Genomic DNA, 17,593 nt, shown 5'->3' on the forward strand with positions numbered 1-17,593 from the left:
GATCGTGTTGCAGTGGGGGTGAGTTAGACCTCCACCACCGCTTCGATCTCCACCGCGGCGCCGAAGGGCAGGGAGGCGACGCCGAAGGCGGCGCGGGCATGCTTGCCCTTGTCACCGAGGATGCCGACCAAAAGGTTGGAGCAGCCGTTGGCGACGAGATGCTGTTCGGTGAATTCGGGGGTCGAGGCCACGAGAACGGTGACCTTGAGGATGCGCTTGATCTCTTCGAGCGGCACGCCGCCCATGTGGACGATCTGCGACAGCACGTTGATGGCGGCCAGTTCGGCGGCATTGCCACCCTGGACGACGTTCATGTTGTCGCCGAGACGGCCCGTCACGACACCATTGGCGTCAGCGGAAATCTGGCCCGAGACATAGATGATGTTGCCGGTGCGGGTGACCGGCACATAGCTGGCGACCGGGGCCTTGGGGGCGGGCAGTTCGTAGCCATATTCGCGGAGTTTTTCGATCGGACTGGTCATCTGGTCTTGCCTTCGTTCTGGTCGTCTGGTTCGGCCGGCGTGGACGCCGGCTTGTGTTGATAGAGCTTGCCGCGCACCACGGCCTCGCGGCCGAAACGGTTGCGGACACGGTCCATGGCACGTTCCGCGGCCGCCTTACGGGCAATGGCTGGTTCCAGCAGGTCTGCCGGATCGCTGCCGTCGGCGACATCGATACCCGAAACGCCGATTCCGATCAGCCGGAAAGCTGTGCCATCGATCTCGCGTTCGAGGAGCGACAGGCCAGTTTCGTAAATCACATTGGCCAGCTGCGTGGGGATCATCAGGTGCCGGGCGCGCGTGCGCAAGCGGAAACCGGCAGACTTGAGCTTGAGCGTCACCGTGTCGCCCACGACATTCTTGGCCTTGAGCCGCTCTGACAGGCGCTCGGTGACTTTCAGCAGCTCGGTGGACAGCTGTTCAATGCTGGAAATATCTGTGTTGAAGGTGTTTTCCGAGGAGATGGTCTTCATCTCGCTGTCGGAAGAAATGCGACGACTGTCTTCGCCGCGCGACAGCCGGGCAAGGCGCGCGCCGGTTTCGCCATAGCGGCGCATCAGGTTTTCCGGCGGCTCGTCCTGCAACTGGCCAATGGTGACCAGCCCATCCTTGCGCAGGGTCTCGGCAAACACCTTGCCGACGCCATAGATCATGCTGATCGGCTTGGGCGCGAGAAACGAAACGGTTTCGGCCTCGCCGATGACGGCAAAGCCGCGCGGCTTGTCGAGGTCGGAAGCGAGCTTGGCGAGAAACTTGTTGTGGCTGAGGCCGACGGAAATGGAAACGCCGATCTCGGTTTCGATGGCTTTGGCGAAGCGCGCCAGCACCAAGGCGGGCGGCGCCTTGTGGAGGGTTGCCGTGCCGGTGAGATCGAGGAAGGCTTCGTCGATGGACAGAGGCTCGACCAGCGGCGTCAGCGCATCCATATGGACGCGAATCTGACGGCTGACCTCGACATATTTGCTCATGTTGGGCTTGATGATCACCGCATCGGGGCAAAGCTGGGTGGCTTTGAACATGGGCATGGCCGAGCGGACGCCGGACTGGCGGGCGATATAGCAGCAGGTCGAGACGACGCCGCGCACGCCGCCGCCGATAATCAGCGGCTTGTCGCGCAGGCTCGGATCGTCGCGTTTTTCGACCGAGGCATAGAAGGCGTCACAGTCGACATGGGCAATGGTGAGGCTGAACAGCTCTTCGTGGCTGCGCAGCCGCGGCGAGCCGCAGGCAGGGCAGCGCGACGGCACGGATGCGCCGGTGGCATGGGTCAGACAATCACGGCAAAGCCAGTCGAAGCCCATGGCCTATCCCGAGGGATTGAGCTTGGCCCAGACGCGCATGAACTGTTCGGGCGAGGTGCCCGAATTTGCGCAGAGGGCGAGCAGAATCGGTTCGTTTGAGGCAAAATAATCGATGAGGCCACGTTGCAGGGCGGGGGAGCCGACGGACGAGCGCAATGCATCGGGATCGAGGCCGGCGTACTGCATGAAGGCCAAAAGCTCGTCGGGATTTTCGGCCAGATAGCCAAGGCAGGCATCGGCCAAAGGAGCAACCGAGGGCTCGGCTTTCTCGGAACGCAGCAAGGTCGGCCTCATTTGTGTTTTGTAAGAGATTCGATGTTACCTGAATGGTGCGGTAATGCGAAGCGCTGCCAGCGTCACGGCACGCGGAGAAGGACAGATGCCAAAGACAGTCATGATCGTTGAGGACAATGAGCTCAACATGAAGCTCTTCAATGATCTGTTGGAATCGCGTGGCTATGCCGTGATCCAGACCCGCAACGGGATGGAAGCACTCGACCTGGCGCGCGCCCATCGCCCGGACCTGATCCTGATGGATATCCAGCTGCCGGAAGTGTCTGGCCTGGTGGTAACCAAGTGGCTCAAGGACGACGACGACCTCGCCCATATTCCGGTGATCGCCGTGACGGCCTTTGCCATGAAGGGCGACGAAGAGCGGATTCTGCAAGGCGGATGTGAAGGTTACATCAGCAAGCCGATCTCCGTACCTCACTTTCTGGAAACTATTGCCCGCTACATTGGCCCGGCCTGAACGGCTGGCTGAGGGGGCATTTGCCAGCTGACCGGTTCACCAGGCGCTGCGGCATTGTTGCCGTTGGCAGAGGTCTGCATTTCGGGGCTCGATAGTGACTGCACGCATTCTGATCGTTGACGATATTCCGACCAATGTCCGGCTGCTCGAGGCCCGGCTTTCGGCGGAATATTATGACGTGGTCACGGCATCGTCGGGGCCAGAGGCGCTGGCGATCCTGAATTCGTCGGATGTCGACATCGTGCTGCTGGACGTGATGATGCCGGACATGGACGGGTTTGAAGTCTGCCGCCGCATCAAGGCCAATGTGCGGACCCAGCATGTGCCGGTGGTGATGATAACGGCGCTGGACCAGCCCTCGGACCGGGTCAATGGGCTGGAAGCCGGGGCCGATGATTTCCTGACCAAGCCGGTGGATGACGTGCAGCTGATGGCGCGCGTCAAATCACTGGCACGCCTCAAGTCCCTGACCGATGAACTGCGGGCCCGCGCCATGACGGGGCAGCAGATCGCCATCGAGGATGCCATCCGCGCGATGGACAAGATCAACACCGCTGGTGGCTCGATCCTGATCGTCGATACCGATCAGCGCCATGCCGAGCGGCTGGAGAATTACCTGCGGCCCGAGCATGATGTCGATATCCTGACGCAGCCGGCCGATGCCGTGTTCCAGGTGACGGGCAAGCATTACGAACTGGCGCTGGTGGCGATGTCGCTGGCCGATTTCGATCCGCTGCGGGTGTGTTCCCAGATCCGCACGCTCGAGCATACGCGCAATCTGCCGATCATCCTGGTGGCCGACGCAGCGGACAAGCCGCGCGTGGTGCGGGCGCTGGACCTGGGCGTCAATGACTTCATCTCGCGCCCGGTGGAGCGCAACGAGCTGGCAGCGCGGGTGAAAACCCAGATCCGCCGGCAGCGCTATGCCATGGAGCTGCGCCAGAGCGTCACCAATACGATGGCGCTGGCCGTGACCGATGACATGACCGGGCTCTACAATCGCCGCTATTTCGACCGGCATCTCGGCGTCATGCTGGGCAAGGCGCAGAGCCAGGATCGCGACATGGCGCTGATGATTCTGGACATCGACCACTTCAAGTCCGTCAATGACACCTATGGTCATGATATCGGCGATGCGGTGCTGAAAGAGTTCGCAGCGCGGTTGAAGAGAAACATCCGCGGCGTTGATCTTGCTTGCCGATTCGGCGGCGAGGAATTCGTGGTGCTGATGCCCGATACCGATTATCAGCAGGCCGAAATGGTGGCCGAGCGCGTGCGCCAGTCGATCTCGGAGCGCGAGTTCGAGGTCAGTGCCGGGCGACCGCTGGCGGTCACGGTGTCGGCGGGCGTGACGCTGAACGAAACCACTTCGGACACGCCGGAATCGCTGATCAAGCGGGCGGACGTGGCGCTGTACCGGGCAAAACGCGAAGGCCGGAACCGCGTAGTGTTTGACGCGGCCTAATTTTCCGATTCTCGAATACCTGCGCAATTCGATGCGTTAGGGTTATCTGTTATAATTAACAAAGCTTTACCGACCGGAGTCCGCCGGATTTCCTTGAGTTTTGCCGAGCAAGGCGTAGGTTGAACGCAACAGAGCAAGTGACCCATTTCGGGACAGGTGCTCGGCAAGTTCCCTACGGCTCTCTCAGGTCCGCCGCAACTCCTGAGTCCCGTGGGGCGGTTGGTCCGGATGCGGACAGAGTGGCCTCTTCGACATGCCGCTCCGGACCAGCCACTCACTTTCACATTTCATGCGCATCCATGTCGAGTTCGCTAACGGACTGTTAGCATCGAGCGCAGCATCAGGCAGCAAAAAGCCCCGCATCGTGGATGCGGGGCTTTTGCAATTTCAGTGAGCAGGCGCCAGATTACTTGATCTTGGCTTCCTTGAACTCGACATGCTTGCGCACAACCGGGTCGTACTTGTTGTACGAGAGCTTCTCGGTCTGGGTGCGGGCGTTCTTCTTGGTGACGTAGTAGTAGCCAGTATCAGCCGTCGACACGAGCTTGATCTTGACGGAAGCGGCTTTGGCCATGGGACTATCCTCGACAAACAAAAGGGCGCCGCCAAAGGGCAGCGCTCGAATTTGCCCGCAACCTACGGATTTGGCGAAAGATGTCAAGTGAAAGACAGTGGCCTAGGCCCACATTGACCTGTCCCTGATGGTTGTTCTGGACCCATCGACTTGAAATCCGTATGTTACGGAACATACGGAATATGGAGGCGATGGATGAGCACGGTCAAATCAACCGAAATCCAGAAGAGCTTTGGAAAATGGCTGGACAAGACCCACGAGGGACCCGTGGCCATTGCCAAATACGACCGGCCTGCGGCTTTCCTGATCTCGGCCACACAGTATCAGGACCTCGTTGAGAACTACAGGCGTCCCATACGGGCGCGTGACCTTTCCGATCGCGACATGGAATTGATCCTCGCAGCGGAGGTCGAGACGGATGCGCCCTATACGCTCGATGACGTGCCCGAGATTGGCGACGAAGGCGGAGAGCGGTGAAGATACCACCCCGACCTCCCGTCGGCTCGCTGATCGCCTATGACTACCTCTGGAGCGCAGAAGCGGGAAGGCGGGATGAAGGCAGCAAAACGCGCCCATGCGCGGTTATTGTGGCCGTCGAACGAGGCGCCCATGGCCTTCCCCTGGCTATGTCGCGGCGGTAAGCCATAGCCCGCCACGCGAAGGACAGCGTGCCCTGCTCATGCCCGCCAAACTGGCGCGACACCTCGGGCTCGATGACGGCCCGAAGTGGATCTATTGCGACGAACTCAATGTCTTCGCCTGGCCAGGGCCGGACCTGCGTCCAGCAGAGCATTTATCGTCGCGGCCTTTGGCAACCGATACCTGCGTCATCGGCGCCTTGCCGGTTGACTGGTTCGAGACGGTGAAAAGCGAAATTGCCGCTGCCCGTCATGATGACCGGATTCGGGTGACCAAACGCACACGCTGATGCGCAGGGGCCGTGCGTGAAAAAGAAAAACCCGCGCCGGGGCGCGGGTCAAGTTGGGTCGAACTCGTGATCAGCGAAAGGCCGGGATGACGTGGCGGCCGTAGCCGGCGATGATTTCTTCTTCGTCGCCACTGTCGAGGTAGATGTTGAACTGGGTGACGCCGGCGTCCTTGAGGGCGTGGATCTTGGCGATGTGTTCGTCGGGTTCGCCCAGGACGCAGAAGTTTTCGACGACGTCGGGGGTGATGAAGTCGAGGAAGGGGTTATCGGCCTGGCCGTGCTTGGAATAGTCGTAGCCGCGGCGCTTCTCGATATAGGAGGTGAGGGAGGCGGGGACCTTGTCGCTGTCGGCGCCGTATTTCTCGACGATATCGGCGACGTGATTGCCGACCATCGCCGGGAACCACTTGGTGGCTTCGACGGCGCGGGCCTTGTCGCCGAAATAGGCTGGTGCGGCGGCCATGGAGCGGAAGCCGGACATGTCCTTGCCTGCAGCCTTGCCGGCATCGAGGCACTGGTCGGTGAACCACTTGCAGAGGCCCGGATCGGCCAGTTGGAGCACGACGCCATCGGCGTGCTCGCCGGCGGTCTTGAGGGCCAGCGGGCCATAGGCGGCGATCCAGGAGGGCATGTCGTGGCCGACGGCCCAGGGGAATTTCACCGGAGCGGGAATTTCGCCATAGGAGACTTCCTCGCCGCGCACCATGGCCTTGGTCTTGTGGATGAATTCGGCGACGCGGGCGAGGGTGGCGGGCTTCTTGCCCATGACGCGCATGGAGCTGTCGCCACGGCCGACGGCGAGATCGAAGCGGCCGCCGGACTGTTTGGCCAAAGAGCCGAAGATGGAGGCAGCGACGGACCAGTCGCGCACGTCGGGATTGGTGACCAGGGGGCCGAAGCGCAGTTTCTCGGTGTGTTCCATGCACATGGCGATGGCGGCGTAGCAATCGCGCCACAGGATGTGGCTGTCATAGAACCAGCAATAGTCGAAGCCGGCGAACTCGGCGGCGCGCACCAGATAGCGCGCGCGCTCGGCGTCGACGAATCCCTTGAAGGTGATCCCGAATTCCATCTGCGTTCCCCTGTTTCCCTCAGGTCAAATATTTGACCATTCGATCAAAATTCTGGGTCGGGTTTGAACGCTTGTCAATCGCTATTGCGGCAGGTCGTAAGCAATGAGCGGGCGGCCGGAGCTGGGGTGGGTGAGGAGGGTGGCGTCGACGCTGTAGATGTCGCGCAGGAGGGCGGGGGTGAGCACCTGTTCGGGGGTGCCCTGGGTGATCAGCCTGCCCTGGTGGAGGACGACGAGGCTGTCGCAGAAGGCGGCGGCGAGGTTGAGGTCGTGCAGGGCGATGAGGACCACGGTGCCGGTTTGTTGCGCGCGGCGCTGCAGCAGGGCGAGCATGGCCAGCTGCGAATGGACGTCGAGATGGCTGGTGGGTTCGTCGAGGACGAGGAGGCGCGGCTGCTGGGCGAGGGCGCGGGCGATATGGATGCGCTGCTGCTCGCCACCGGACAGGGTGTGGTAGAGGCGGGTGGCGAAGGCCTGCATGTCGACGGCGGCGAGGGCTGCGGCGATCTGGGTCTCGTCCTCGGGGGAGGGCATGGATTGCCAGAGGGACTGGAAGGGGATGCGGCCGAGAGCGACGACGTCGCGAGCGGTGAGGCGGGCGTCGGTTTGGCCGGATTGTTCCACATAGGCGGCGGTCTGGGCGCGCTGGCGGCTGGGGAGGGCGAGGAGGTTTTGCCCGTCGAAGGTCACCGTGCCATTGCCGATGGGGCCGAGACCGAGCAGGGCGCGCATCAGGGTGGATTTGCCGGCGCCGTTGGGGCCGATGAGGCCGGTGAGCTGGCCGGGGGCAGCAGTGAGGGAGACGTCAGTGACGATCGACTTGCCGGCGAGCGTGACGCTGAGGGCGGAGACGGTGAGGCCGCTCATGTGATGCGCCTGTAGCGGAGCAGGACGGCGAGGAAGATCGGGGCGCCGATGAGGGCGGTGATGATGCCGACGGGGAGTTCGCGCGGGGCAAATAGCGAGCGGGCGGCGGTGTCGGTCCAGATCATGAAGATGGCGCCGGCCAGCATGGCGAGCGGCAGCAGCAGGCGATGGCGGGAGCCGGTCACGAGGCGGACAACGTGGGGGATGATGAGGCCGACGAAACCGATGGCACCGCCGATGGAGACAAGCACGCCGGTGAGCAGCGCCGTGCTGCCGAGCAGGAGCCAGCGCAGGCGGGACACATCGACGCCGAGGCTCGCTGCGGCGGTTTCGCCAAAGGCGAAGGCGTCGAGGGCGCGGCCGGAGAGGAGCACGGGCGGGCCGATCGCGGCGAGGGCGATGAGCACCATGGCGGCTTCGGACCAGACGACGCCCGAGAGCGAGCCCATCAGCCAGGAGAGGATCTCGCGGTAGGAATCGCCGGTGGCGGACCAGAAGATGAGAAAGGATGTGGCGGCGGCGGCGAGGGCGGAAATGGAAATGCCGGCCAGAATCGCACGGGTGGGTGTGGCGCCGCCGAGGAGCTGGGTGACGAGGAGGGTCAGCGCCATGGCAGCACCGGCGCCGAGGAAGGCGCCGAGGGGCATGAGGAGCGATGCACCGAGGAGGAGGAAGCCGACGGCGCCGAGGGATGCACCGGAGGAGAGGCCGAGGAGATAGGGATCGGCCAGGGGGTTGCGGGTGAGGGCCTGCATGACGGCGCCACAGAGGGCGAGGCCGGCACCGACGGCGGCTGCAGTCAGGACGCGCGGCAGGCGGAGTTCCCAGATGATGGCGTCGCGCAGGCGGGAGACGGGGCTTTCGGAGGCGAGGCCGAGGTGGTGCGCGATAGTCTGCCAGACCTCGGCGGGCGCTATGTCGGCCGGGCCAAGGGTGACGGCGACGATGATGGAAAAGAGGAGCAGGACGGCCAGACCGGCAAAGCCGAGCCCCATCAGGGATTTTCTGGTGCTGGCCGCCTGCTCGTTTGGCATGATCAGGCCGATGGCGGCGGGCAGGCCCGCTGCCAGACATGCTGGGGCAGGAGGTGGACGCCGGGTTCGGCCTGTTCACCCGCGCCGACGATATGGCCGATGCCCTCGGCCATCAGGGCGAGGGTCACGTCGAAGGCATTGAGGCTATCGCCTTCGCCGGCCGTGAGATTGGCCATGGCGCCGCCGGCGAAGAGTTGGACGGATTTACCCGACGGCAGGGTGTAGCGGGTGACCATGGGGATGATCTCGGCGTGCTTGTGCGCGGCCAGCGAGACAATATCGATCTCGTCGATGCGATGGCCGGAATTGAGCAGGAAGCAATTGTCCTTGAGGGTTTCGATGACCGCCATGGGGACGACGTGATGGGCGCCGGTGCCGGTGACCACGACATCGGCCAGGGGCGCTAGCTCGGCGACCGAGCCGGTCAGCCAGCCGTCGTAGGCCGCCTGGAGCTTTCGGCCGGGATCGACTTCGGCGACCATGACCTGGCCGCCATAGGCGCGGGCCGAGGCGGCAAGGCCCTGGCCGACGGTGCCGTAGCCGACGACGAGGACGCGCTTTTCATGGAGGCTCAGCAGCGTGCGGCCGAAGAAGGCCTGCCAGGTGGTGAGGCCGACCATGTGGCGGTTGTGCAGGCCTTCCTTGATCGGCACTTCATCCCAGTTGAAGATCGGCCAGGGCGGCAGCTTGCCCTGGAGGCGATTGAGACCGGAACCTGTGGCTTCGAGGCCTGCCCTGACGGAGGGGAGCGTGGCGCCGGAGGTCATCAGGTAATGGGTATAGTCCGAGCCCATTTCGCAGAGATGGGTGGGGCCCCATTCGACACCGGCCTTGATGGCGGCCTGCCAGTCGGCATCGGGCATGTCTTTCCAGGCCTGCACTTCGGCGCCGCAGGCGCGCATGGCATCGGCCACTTCATTGCGCACGGTGGTTGGGTTGCAGGTGGTGATGAAGAGTTCCGCGCCACGGGCGGCGAGGCCTTCCACCAGCGTCAGCATCTTGAGATCGAGATGCATGTTCATGGCCATGCGAATGCCCGTCAGATCGGGCAGGTTGGCAATGGCGCGGATGGTGCGCGGCATGTTCTGGGCGAGCCAGGCGCGGGTATTGTCGGTGATCGTCATAATGGTCTTTGTGCTGAAATCGGGGCGTAGGGGCCTGCTTTGGGGAGGTGTTCATTACAGGTACCCCGACACCTTGCGGCTGTGGAGCGGTCTCGGGATGGGTCCCGGCTCAAGGCCGGGATGACATCGAGGGTGTGGCCTGTGTAGTGGACTCCCAAAGGGAACAGGTTTCGATCTCCGCCCTATCAGAGTTGCGCCAGTTGCGCAGCCATATCTGCGGTCGCAGGGACGTTGCGGATGCCGGCTTCGGAGGCCGGGAAGGGGATGATCAGGTAGCGCTGGTTGATGACCGCGTCGAGCTGGCTGGTGATGGGGTTTTCGGCGAGGATTTTTTTCTTCTGTTCGGCGGAGTTCCAGACGGCATCGACGAGGACGATGACATCGGGATCGGCATCGACCACGGCTTCCCAGCTGGCGGAGAACCAGCCTTCGTCAACGTCGGAGAAGATATTGCTGAGGCCGAGGGCTCCGAGCATCATGGCGGGCGCGCCGCTGCCGGCGCCGACATAGGGCGCCTTGGTGCCGGAGGAATACCAGACGGCCGTGTAGTCGCGCGTATCGGCGGTGACGGCGGACAGTTCGGCCTTCTGCTCGTCGATCAGGGTCGTTGCGGCTGGGGCAACGTCGAAGATATCGCCCATTTCGGCGATCTCGGCGAAGACGTGGTCGAAGGTCAGCTTGGCGGGCTTGATGGTGCGGCAGGCGGCGGGGGCGACATAGGTGGCGACGCCGAGGTCGCCGAGGGTCGCGCGCTCACCGGCGCCGTCGGCAGCGAAATTGCTCTCCCAGCCGCCATAGATGAAATCGGGCTCGACCTCGAGCACGACTTCCTGGCTGGGAAGCTTGTCGGAGAGGACGTTGAGGGCGGCGGCTTCTGACGTCCAGGGTTCCGGGGCTGCGCCATCCTGGAATCCGACGCCGACGACTTTCTCGCCGAGGCCGAGAGCCAGCAGCATTTCGGTCGAGGTTGATTTGATGGTGACGACGCGATCCGGGGCGGCGTCGAGGGTGAGGCTGACGCCGCAATTGTCCAGCGTCAGCGGGTAGCTGGTTTGGGCGAAGGCGGGCGCAGAGAGGGCAAGGAGCGAAAAACCGAGAGAAAGGGTGAGGGCGCGCATGGCGGTCAATCCTGTTTGACGCGTTTGGATTGGGTTACGGGATCACGCATTTCGGCCTGGGCGGCTTCATAACCCAGGCGATAGGCTTCGGCCGAGCCGAAGCGGAACATGTCGTCGTCGCCGATGCGGACCAAGGTTCGCGCGCCGGGGGATGCCATGTCGGCGACGAGGCGGCCAAGGCCCCGGATGACGGCGACGGGAATGCCGGAGGTCTTGCCCTTGACGAGGTCGGCGGCGCCGGCCAGTTCGTCGGCGACCACGGCAACGGTGACATGGAGCGGGCGGCCATTGGCGTCGTTTTCGCCGCGCAGGTCTTCGGTGAGCTGGATGCCGGCGGCGCCGATGGCCATATCGGTCTGGCCGACGCGCCAGGGGCGGCCGATGGTGTCGGTGATGATGATGCCCAGCGCCACGCCGAGCTTTTCGCGCAGCCCGGCGCAGAGCAGGCGGGCGGAGGCGTCGGGATCGGCGGGCAGGCGCAGGGCAATGCCTTCGGGGACATTGGACATGTCGATGCCGGCGGCGGCCATGACGAGGCCCTGGCGGGTTTCGACGATCTTGGTCACGCCGCCGGGGTGGATGCGTTCGGCGACGACGCGGACGGTATCGAGGGCGATGGCCTGTTCGCGATCGGTGGCGGGGACCTGCATGCCTTCGGACTTGGAGACGATCTTGCTGGTGACGACGAGGATGTCGCCGTCGCGCAAGGCGTTTTCGGGATCTTCATGCAGCGAAAGGGCGACAGCATCGGCGATCAGGGCGACGAGGTCATCACCCTTGACCACTTCTGGCATGCCGGAAATGCCCCAGACGGAATAGCGCGGCAGAGCCATGGCGAAACCTCAGGAAATGGCGCGCAGGCGCGGCAGGATTTCTTTGGCATAGAGCGACAGGAACCGGCTCTGGTCCTCGCCTGGCGCGTGGAAGACCAGATGGTCGAAGCCATAATCCATATAGGTCTTGATCGCCGCAACATGCTCTTCGGGGTCGGACGAAACGATCCAGCGTTTCGCCACGCGCTCGATCGGGAGCTGGTCGGCGAGGCGTTCCATTTCGGCGGGGTCTTCCACCGAATGCTTTTCCTCGGGGGTGAGCGACAGGGCGGCCCAGGCGCGGGTATTGTTGAGCGCGGCCTCGGGATCGGGATCGAAGGAGACTTTTACCTCGATCATGCGCTCGAAGGATTTCTCCTCGCGGTTCGATTCTGCGCGGCCCACGGCGACGTTTGGAAGGAGCTGGTCGACATAGAGTTCGGCGCCCTTGCCGGAGGTGCAGATGAAGCCATCGCCAGCGCGGCCGGCATATTTGGCATTGAGCGGCCCGCCGGCGGCCAGATAGATGGGCACCATTTTCTCGGGCTTGTCGTAGATCGTGGCGTTCTGCGTCTTATAGTATTCGCCCTCGAAACTGACGCGATCCTCGCTCCAGAGCTTGCGGATGAGGGTGACCGCTTCGCGCAGGCGCGCCGAGCGCTCCTTGAGCTCGGGCCAGACCATGCCGGTGGAGGGCACTTCGTTGAGCGACTCGCCGGTGCCGACACCCAGGATCACGCGTTCCGGAAACATGGCGCCCAGCGTGCCGAAGGCATGGGCGACGACGGACGGGTGGAGGCGGAAGGTCGGGGTGAGCACGGACGTGCCGACGACGATCTTTTCGGTGCGCGCCAGGGCCGCGGCCATCCAGGCGGGGGCGAAGGGGGCGTGGCCGTCGGTATGCTTCCAGGGCTGGAAGTGATCACTGATAAAGACGGATTCGAAACCGGCCTGTTCGGCTTCGATGGCGAATTGCAGGAGTTTGTTGGGCGCGAACTGTTCCGCGGAAGCCTTGTAGCCGAAGCGCATCTGTTTCCCCTCAATGCTCGCCGGTTGTCGGAGATAGTTTGACCAAATGGTCAAAAATGTAAATCGGGATTCTGCATGGGTTGAGCCGGCAGGGTTCCAAGGCTATCAGGTGCCGGCATTGTGCGGCAAATCCGCGAAACAGGGGCCTTCGGCATGACCATATCCTATCTCGTCACCCATTCGGGTGGCTTCCATGCCGACGAGTTGCTGTCGAGTGTCATCCTGACCCGGCTGTTCCCCAATGCCGAGATCAAGCGCAGCCGGGCGCCGGAGTGGATCACGCCGGGGGCGGATCGCATCATTTATGACGTCGGCGGCGCCTATGATGCGGCAGCGCAGATCTTTGATCACCACCAGCGCGGCGCGCCTTTGCGCGAGGACGGGCAGCCCTATAGTTCGTTCGGGCTGGTGTGGAAGCATTATGGCCGGGACTATCTCAGCGCATCGGGCGTGCCGGCGGCGCATGTCGAGAGCGTGCATGCCGGTTTTGATGGCAAGTTCGTCTTGCCAGTGGATCTGACCGACAATGGTGCGCTGAGCCCGAGTGGTCCGCTGGCGGATCTGACGCTGCCGGTGCTGCTGGAGACGCTGAAGCCGGTGTTTGATGACAAGTCGGATGGGGCTGACGATCGGGCGTTCCATGGGGCGCTGGCGATTGCGCGGGCGTTCGTCGAAGCGAGCATTGCGCGCAGTGCGGCGAAACTGCGGGCCGAGGGCCTGGTGCAGCAGGCGATTGCCAAGGCAGGGCAGGGGCATGTGCTGGAGCTGCCGATGGGCATGCCGTTCCGGCCGGCAGTGCTCAAGGCGGGGGCTGACCAGCTGCTGTTCGTGGTGCATCCGCGCGACAAGGACTGGTGCCTCACCACCATCCGCAAGGGCGACGAGGGTTTTGAAAATCGCGCCGACCTGCCGGCGAGCTGGGCCGGGCTGACCAATGGCGAGCTCGAGGCGGCCTCGGGCGTGGCAGGCGCGAGCTTCTGCCATAACGGGCGGTTTGTTGCCGCGGCCAGGACGCGGGAAGCGGCGCTGGCCATGGCCGAGATTGCGGTGAAGGAAGCCCTGCAGTCGCCGCAAGCTTGAATCTGGCGGACAGCGGTCCCACGTATCGGTGACCACAAGGAGGCCCCATGGTCAACGATCGCGCCACTGCCCAATATGATATCGAGAAGAAGTCACTGCTGGTGGCTTACCTGTTGTGGTTTTTCCTCGGTTATGTCGGGGCGCACCGCTTCTATCTCGGTCGGGTGCTGAGCGGATTGTTGCAGCTGGCGTTCTCGGGCTTGGTGCTGGTGCTGACCTTCGTCAGCTTCGGCGTGCTGGGTTTTCTGTGGGCCCTGGTGGGCCTGTGGTGGCTGATCGATGCGCTGCTCATTCCCGGCATAGTCGCCGGTCGCAACTATCGTATCGCCGATCAAGTGTTCGGTCGACGCTAGGACCGATCGATCTTCAACTGATGCTGGCCTGCAAACGCCGGTTTTCTGCGCTTCCGGTGCTCACGTACTAAAACGTACGCTGCGCCATAGCCCTACGAGCGTAGCTCTACGGGCGTTCTTCGCTGAGAAAGGTCCACTGGACCTTTCTCGTACAGCTGCGAACGTCTCGAAAACCGCCATTTTCGGCTCAGCCTGAGTTGAATCTCGATCGGTCCAAGGGCGCCGCCCGCCAAATCCCTTTCATTGCTAAGTAATCCATGCGCGCGGCGGATAGCTGTCGCGCAAAAATATGTGTGCATATTATATGCCTACATATTATATGTGTGCCTACGAAAGTGAGGCACATAGATGCACAAGCCCGTCCAGGCTGAAGAATCGGTCGGCTACATCATCCACGAAGTGGCCAAGGCGTTTCGCCGTCGCTTCGAGGAAGAGGTGAAGGTGCACGACCTGACGCTGCCGCAGATGCGCGCTCTGGGCGAGCTGGTGCGTCAGGGCGGCGTGTCGCAGACCGTGCTCGGCGCCGCGATCGACGCCGACCCCATGACCATCAAGGGCATTCTCGACCGGCTGGAAAAGCGCGACCTGGTCACGCGCCAGCAGGACCCGTCCGACAGCCGCGCCAAGATCCTTCATGTCACCCCGGCAGGGGAGGCACTGTTTCTGGCTGCCAAGGCGGTTGGCCGCGGCATCCAGAACGAAGCCATGGCCGGGTTGAGCGATGCCGACCTCAAGGCCGTGACCGACGGCCTCCTCCAAATTCGTAACAATCTCACACGCGCGGCGGCCCCGCCCAAGGATGACCTCTGATGAACGCCCATGTCTCTGAACCCAAGAATGCCAAGGCACAGCCCGAAGTGGTAGTGACGCCCGAAGTGCCGGCCGAGCCGGTCAAGAAGCGCCGTTTCGGCCGGGTCGCGCTGATGGTCAGCGTGCCGGTGCTGATTGCGGCGGCGGGTGGCTATTTCTACCTGACGGGTGGCCGGTTCGAGGAAACCGACAATGCCTATGTGCAGCAGGCCAAGGTGTCCATCTCGGCCGATATCGCCGGGCGCATCACGGCGGTCAATGTGCGGGAAAACCAGCAGGTGCAGGCCGGCGACGTGATCTTCAGCGTCGACCCGGCGCCCTATCAGATTGCGCTCGACCAGGCCGAGGCCGCGCTCGGTACGGCCCGGGTTGGCGTCGAACAGCTCAAGGTGACCTATGCCACGGCGCAGCGGGCGCTCGAAGCGGCCCGGACGACGCTGGGTATCCAGCAGGCCACCTATGACCGGCAGGACCTGCTGGTGGGGCAGGGGGTGTCCTCGGCCTCGGCGCTCGATCAACCAAAACTGTCACTGCAGACGGCGCAGAATGCCGTGACCACGGCAGAACAGCAGGTTGCGGCAGCGACTGCAGCCCTGGGTGGCTCGGCCGATATCGCCACCGACGATCATCCCACGGTCAAGGCGGCGCTGGCCCAGGTCGAACTGGCCCAGCGTAACCTCGGCAAAACCGATGTGGTGGCCGCCGCCGATGGCGTGATCAGCCAGGTCGGGAGCCTCAATGTCGGGCAGTTCGTATCGATGGGCACGACGATTGCGAGCTTGGTCGAAACGCATGGCAGTTGGGTGGAAGCCAATTTCAAGGAAACCCAGCTCGGCGCGATCCAGATCGGCATGAAGGCCGAAGTGGCGGTCGATGCCCTGTCGGGCCGGCATATCGAAGGCACAGTAACGTCCATTGGCGCGGCAACGGGTGCGGAATTCTCGCTGATCCCGGCGCAGAACGCGACCGGCAACTGGGTCAAGGTGGTGCAGCGCATTCCGGTCCGCATCGATTTCGATGCCGATAGCGACATCCAGCTCCGCTCGGGCATGAGCGCCCTGGTCAGCGTCGATACCGGGTTTTCGACCCTCGACAAGATGCAGGCCCACTAAGCCTCTGACCGCAGCCTTGCATTGATGACCGTCGCCGATCGTGGCGGCGGTCCCATGATCCCATTCTGGAGGCCAAAGTGGCCGACGCTTCCGTTTCCCAACCCGCCATCGTGGTCAAGAACAAGGGCATGCTCACCGTCGCGCTGATGCTCGGCACGATCATGCAGGTGCTCGATACCACCATCGCCAATGTCGCGCTGCCGCATATGGCTTCGGCGCTGGGCGCGGCGCAGAACGAGATCACCTGGGTGCTCACGTCCTATATCGTGGCCGCCGCAATCGCGACGCCGCTGACGGGCTGGATGGCCGATCGCCTCGGGCAGCGCCGGCTGTTCGTCATGGCTGTCATCGGCTTCACCGTGGCCTCGGCGCTGTGCGGCATTGCCTCGAGCCTGCCGGAAATGGTCCTGTTCCGCATCATGCAGGGCCTCTGTGGCGCCATGATCGCGCCGCTGGCCCAGACCGTGCTGCTTAATATCAATCCCAAGGAACGTATCGGGCAGGCCATGGCCATCTATGGCATGGGCATCATGGTGGCGCCGATCGTCGGGCCGACGCTGGGTGGCTGGCTGACCGAAACCCTCGACTGGCGCTGGGTGTTCCTGGTGAACGTGCCGGTCGGCGTGCTCTGCGTCGTGATGCTTTTGGCCTATATGCCCAATACGGAAATCAAGACGCGGCGCTTCGACTTCTTCGGCTTCGGCATGCTGGCGCTGGGCGTTGGTGCGTTGCAGCTGATGCTGGACCGGGGTGCGGAAAACAGCTGGTTCCAGTCGACGGAAACCTGGGTGGAACTGGGCCTCGTCATCACCGGCCTCTGGGTGTTCATCGTGCATTCGATGACGGCCAAACAGCCCTTCGTCGACCTGCGCATGTTCAAGGATTTCAACTTCTCGCTGGCCTCCATCTTGATGCTGGTCATGGGCATCACGCTGTTCTCCGGCCTGGCGTTGTTGCCGCCGCTGCTGCAGGGGCTGATGGGCTATTCTGTGGTGTTCACCGGCCTGCTGATGGCGCCGCGTGGCGTTGCCACCATGGTCTCGATGATGATCGTGGGCCGGCTGAGCGGCAAGGTCGATGCGCGCTACCTGATGCTCTTCGGAGCCGTGGTGATGAGTTACTCGCTCTGGGAAATGACCAAGTTCAACCTGGAGATGGATTACTGGCCGGTGATCACCACCGGCATGATGCAGGGCTTTGGCATGGGCTTCCTGTTCGTGCCGCTGTCGACCATGGCCTTTGCGACGATCGCGCCCAAGGTGCGCGCCGACGCGACCTCGATGTTCAGCCTGGTGCGCAACATGGGTCAGGGTATCGGCATCTCGCTGGTGTCGGCGGTGCTGGCCAACATGATGCAGGTCAACCATGCCGAACTGGCAGAGCGGATCACGCCGACGTCCATTGCGGTGCAGACGCAGATGCCGGGACTGCTGACCGGCAATGCGCAGACCATTTCGTCGGTCAATGGCCTGGTGCAGCAGCAGGCGGCGATCCTGAGCTATCTCGACGACTTCTGGCTGATGATGTTGCTGTCGATCGCGACCATCCCGCTGATCCTGATGCTGCGCAGCGCCAAGAAGGACAAGTCTGCGCCGCCCAAGAGCAAGGAAGAGCTGGCCATCGAACGCGCCCATGCCATGGCGGAGTGAGCTTCACTCCGCCG

Annotated in this window: 20 protein-coding genes; 9 read left to right on the forward strand and 11 right to left on the reverse strand. The window is 63.3% G+C overall.

What is annotated here, in order from left to right:
• Positions 1–23: 23 nt before the first annotated feature.
• The 3 genes from P0Y65_08050 to P0Y65_08060 are packed head-to-tail and all read right to left on the reverse strand — an operon-like array spanning position 24 to position 2,083.
• Entirely contained in the window at positions 24–482 is a 459-nt protein-coding gene (locus P0Y65_08050; GenBank protein WEK06186.1) for a RidA family protein, read from the reverse strand.
• Positions 479–1,801: a DNA polymerase IV gene (locus P0Y65_08055; GenBank protein WEK06187.1), complete on the reverse strand. Its 1,323-nt coding sequence runs from the start codon at positions 1,799–1,801 to the stop codon at positions 479–481. The genes P0Y65_08050 and P0Y65_08055 overlap by 4 nt, the downstream gene beginning before the upstream one ends.
• 3 nt (positions 1,802–1,804) lie before the next feature.
• Positions 1,805–2,083: a DUF3572 family protein gene (locus tag P0Y65_08060; protein ID WEK06188.1), complete on the reverse strand. Its 279-nt coding sequence runs from the start codon at positions 2,081–2,083 to the stop codon at positions 1,805–1,807.
• A gap of 97 nt (positions 2,084–2,180) precedes the next feature.
• Here P0Y65_08060 and P0Y65_08065 point away from each other — a divergent pair, with 97 nt between their 5' ends.
• The gene (locus tag P0Y65_08065; GenBank protein WEK06189.1) at positions 2,181–2,552 is read left to right on the forward strand and encodes a response regulator; all 372 of its coding nucleotides are present in this window, start codon (positions 2,181–2,183) and stop codon (positions 2,550–2,552) included.
• Between the two features lie 94 nt (positions 2,553–2,646).
• Positions 2,647–4,017, forward strand: coding sequence for a PleD family two-component system response regulator (locus P0Y65_08070; protein WEK06190.1), 1,371 nt, complete (start codon positions 2,647–2,649; stop codon positions 4,015–4,017).
• 406 nt (positions 4,018–4,423) lie between these two features.
• On the opposite strand, the gene rpmG is transcribed toward P0Y65_08070, so the two are convergent.
• Positions 4,424–4,591 carry a 50S ribosomal protein L33 gene (gene rpmG / locus P0Y65_08075; GenBank protein ID WEK06191.1) on the reverse strand — a complete coding sequence of 56 codons (168 nt, stop codon included), beginning with the start codon at positions 4,589–4,591 and terminating at the stop codon, positions 4,424–4,426.
• A gap of 195 nt (positions 4,592–4,786) precedes the next feature.
• Between rpmG and P0Y65_08080 the strand changes: the two genes are divergently transcribed.
• Positions 4,787–5,068, forward strand: a complete 282-nt coding sequence (locus P0Y65_08080; GenBank protein ID WEK06192.1) for a hypothetical protein — start codon at positions 4,787–4,789, stop codon at positions 5,066–5,068.
• Between the two features lie 202 nt (positions 5,069–5,270).
• Positions 5,271–5,519 (forward strand): hypothetical protein, encoded by a 249-nt coding sequence (locus tag P0Y65_08085; GenBank protein ID WEK06193.1) that lies wholly within the window; start codon positions 5,271–5,273, stop codon positions 5,517–5,519.
• Positions 5,520–5,589: 70 nt separating this feature from the next.
• Here the strand turns inward: P0Y65_08085 and P0Y65_08090 are convergent, their stop codons facing one another.
• The 7 genes from P0Y65_08090 to fgd form a co-directional block, all read right to left on the reverse strand.
• Positions 5,590–6,591 carry a TIGR03842 family LLM class F420-dependent oxidoreductase gene (locus P0Y65_08090; protein WEK06194.1) on the reverse strand — a complete coding sequence of 334 codons (1,002 nt, stop codon included), beginning with the start codon at positions 6,589–6,591 and terminating at the stop codon, positions 5,590–5,592.
• 81 nt (positions 6,592–6,672) lie between these two features.
• A complete protein-coding gene (locus tag P0Y65_08095; protein WEK06195.1) occupies positions 6,673–7,458 on the reverse strand; it encodes an ABC transporter ATP-binding protein in 786 nt (261 codons plus the stop codon).
• Entirely contained in the window at positions 7,455–8,492 is a 1,038-nt protein-coding gene (locus P0Y65_08100) for an iron chelate uptake ABC transporter family permease subunit (protein ID WEK06196.1), read from the reverse strand. Before P0Y65_08100 ends, P0Y65_08095 begins: the two co-directional genes overlap by 4 nt.
• A 2-nt stretch (positions 8,493–8,494) precedes the next feature.
• On the reverse strand, positions 8,495–9,616 hold the full coding sequence (locus P0Y65_08105; GenBank protein ID WEK06197.1) for an adenosylhomocysteinase: 1,122 nt from the start codon (positions 9,614–9,616) through the stop codon (positions 8,495–8,497).
• A 185-nt stretch (positions 9,617–9,801) separates the two neighbouring features.
• Entirely contained in the window at positions 9,802–10,734 is a 933-nt protein-coding gene (locus P0Y65_08110; protein ID WEK06198.1) for a putative F420-0 ABC transporter substrate-binding protein, read from the reverse strand.
• Positions 10,735–10,739: 5 nt separating this feature from the next.
• The gene (gene cofE / locus P0Y65_08115) at positions 10,740–11,567 is read right to left on the reverse strand and encodes a coenzyme F420-0:L-glutamate ligase (protein ID WEK06199.1); all 828 of its coding nucleotides are present in this window, start codon (positions 11,565–11,567) and stop codon (positions 10,740–10,742) included.
• A 9-nt stretch (positions 11,568–11,576) separates the two neighbouring features.
• The gene (gene fgd / locus P0Y65_08120; protein ID WEK06200.1) at positions 11,577–12,575 is read right to left on the reverse strand and encodes a glucose-6-phosphate dehydrogenase (coenzyme-F420); all 999 of its coding nucleotides are present in this window, start codon (positions 12,573–12,575) and stop codon (positions 11,577–11,579) included.
• Positions 12,576–12,728: 153 nt separating this feature from the next.
• On the opposite strand from fgd, the gene P0Y65_08125 reads away from it, so the two are divergent.
• The 5 genes from P0Y65_08125 (at position 12,729) to P0Y65_08145 (ending at position 17,579) form a co-directional block, all read left to right on the forward strand.
• Positions 12,729–13,655, forward strand: a complete 927-nt coding sequence (locus P0Y65_08125; protein WEK06201.1) for an MYG1 family protein — start codon at positions 12,729–12,731, stop codon at positions 13,653–13,655.
• A gap of 47 nt (positions 13,656–13,702) precedes the next feature.
• Positions 13,703–14,008 (forward strand): TM2 domain-containing protein, encoded by a 306-nt coding sequence (locus P0Y65_08130; protein WEK06202.1) that lies wholly within the window; start codon positions 13,703–13,705, stop codon positions 14,006–14,008.
• A gap of 348 nt (positions 14,009–14,356) precedes the next feature.
• Positions 14,357–14,818, forward strand: coding sequence for a MarR family winged helix-turn-helix transcriptional regulator (locus tag P0Y65_08135; protein WEK06203.1), 462 nt, complete (start codon positions 14,357–14,359; stop codon positions 14,816–14,818).
• Entirely contained in the window at positions 14,818–15,930 is a 1,113-nt protein-coding gene (locus P0Y65_08140; GenBank protein WEK06204.1) for an HlyD family secretion protein, read from the forward strand. Before P0Y65_08135 ends, P0Y65_08140 begins: the two co-directional genes overlap by 1 nt.
• Positions 15,931–16,058: 128 nt before the next feature.
• Positions 16,059–17,579, forward strand: a complete 1,521-nt coding sequence (locus tag P0Y65_08145; GenBank protein ID WEK06760.1) for a DHA2 family efflux MFS transporter permease subunit — start codon at positions 16,059–16,061, stop codon at positions 17,577–17,579.
• Positions 17,580–17,593 lie beyond the last annotated feature (14 nt).

It is taken from the genome of Candidatus Devosia phytovorans, from assembly GCA_029202405.1.
Lineage (GTDB): Bacteria > Pseudomonadota > Alphaproteobacteria > Rhizobiales > Devosiaceae > Devosia > Devosia phytovorans.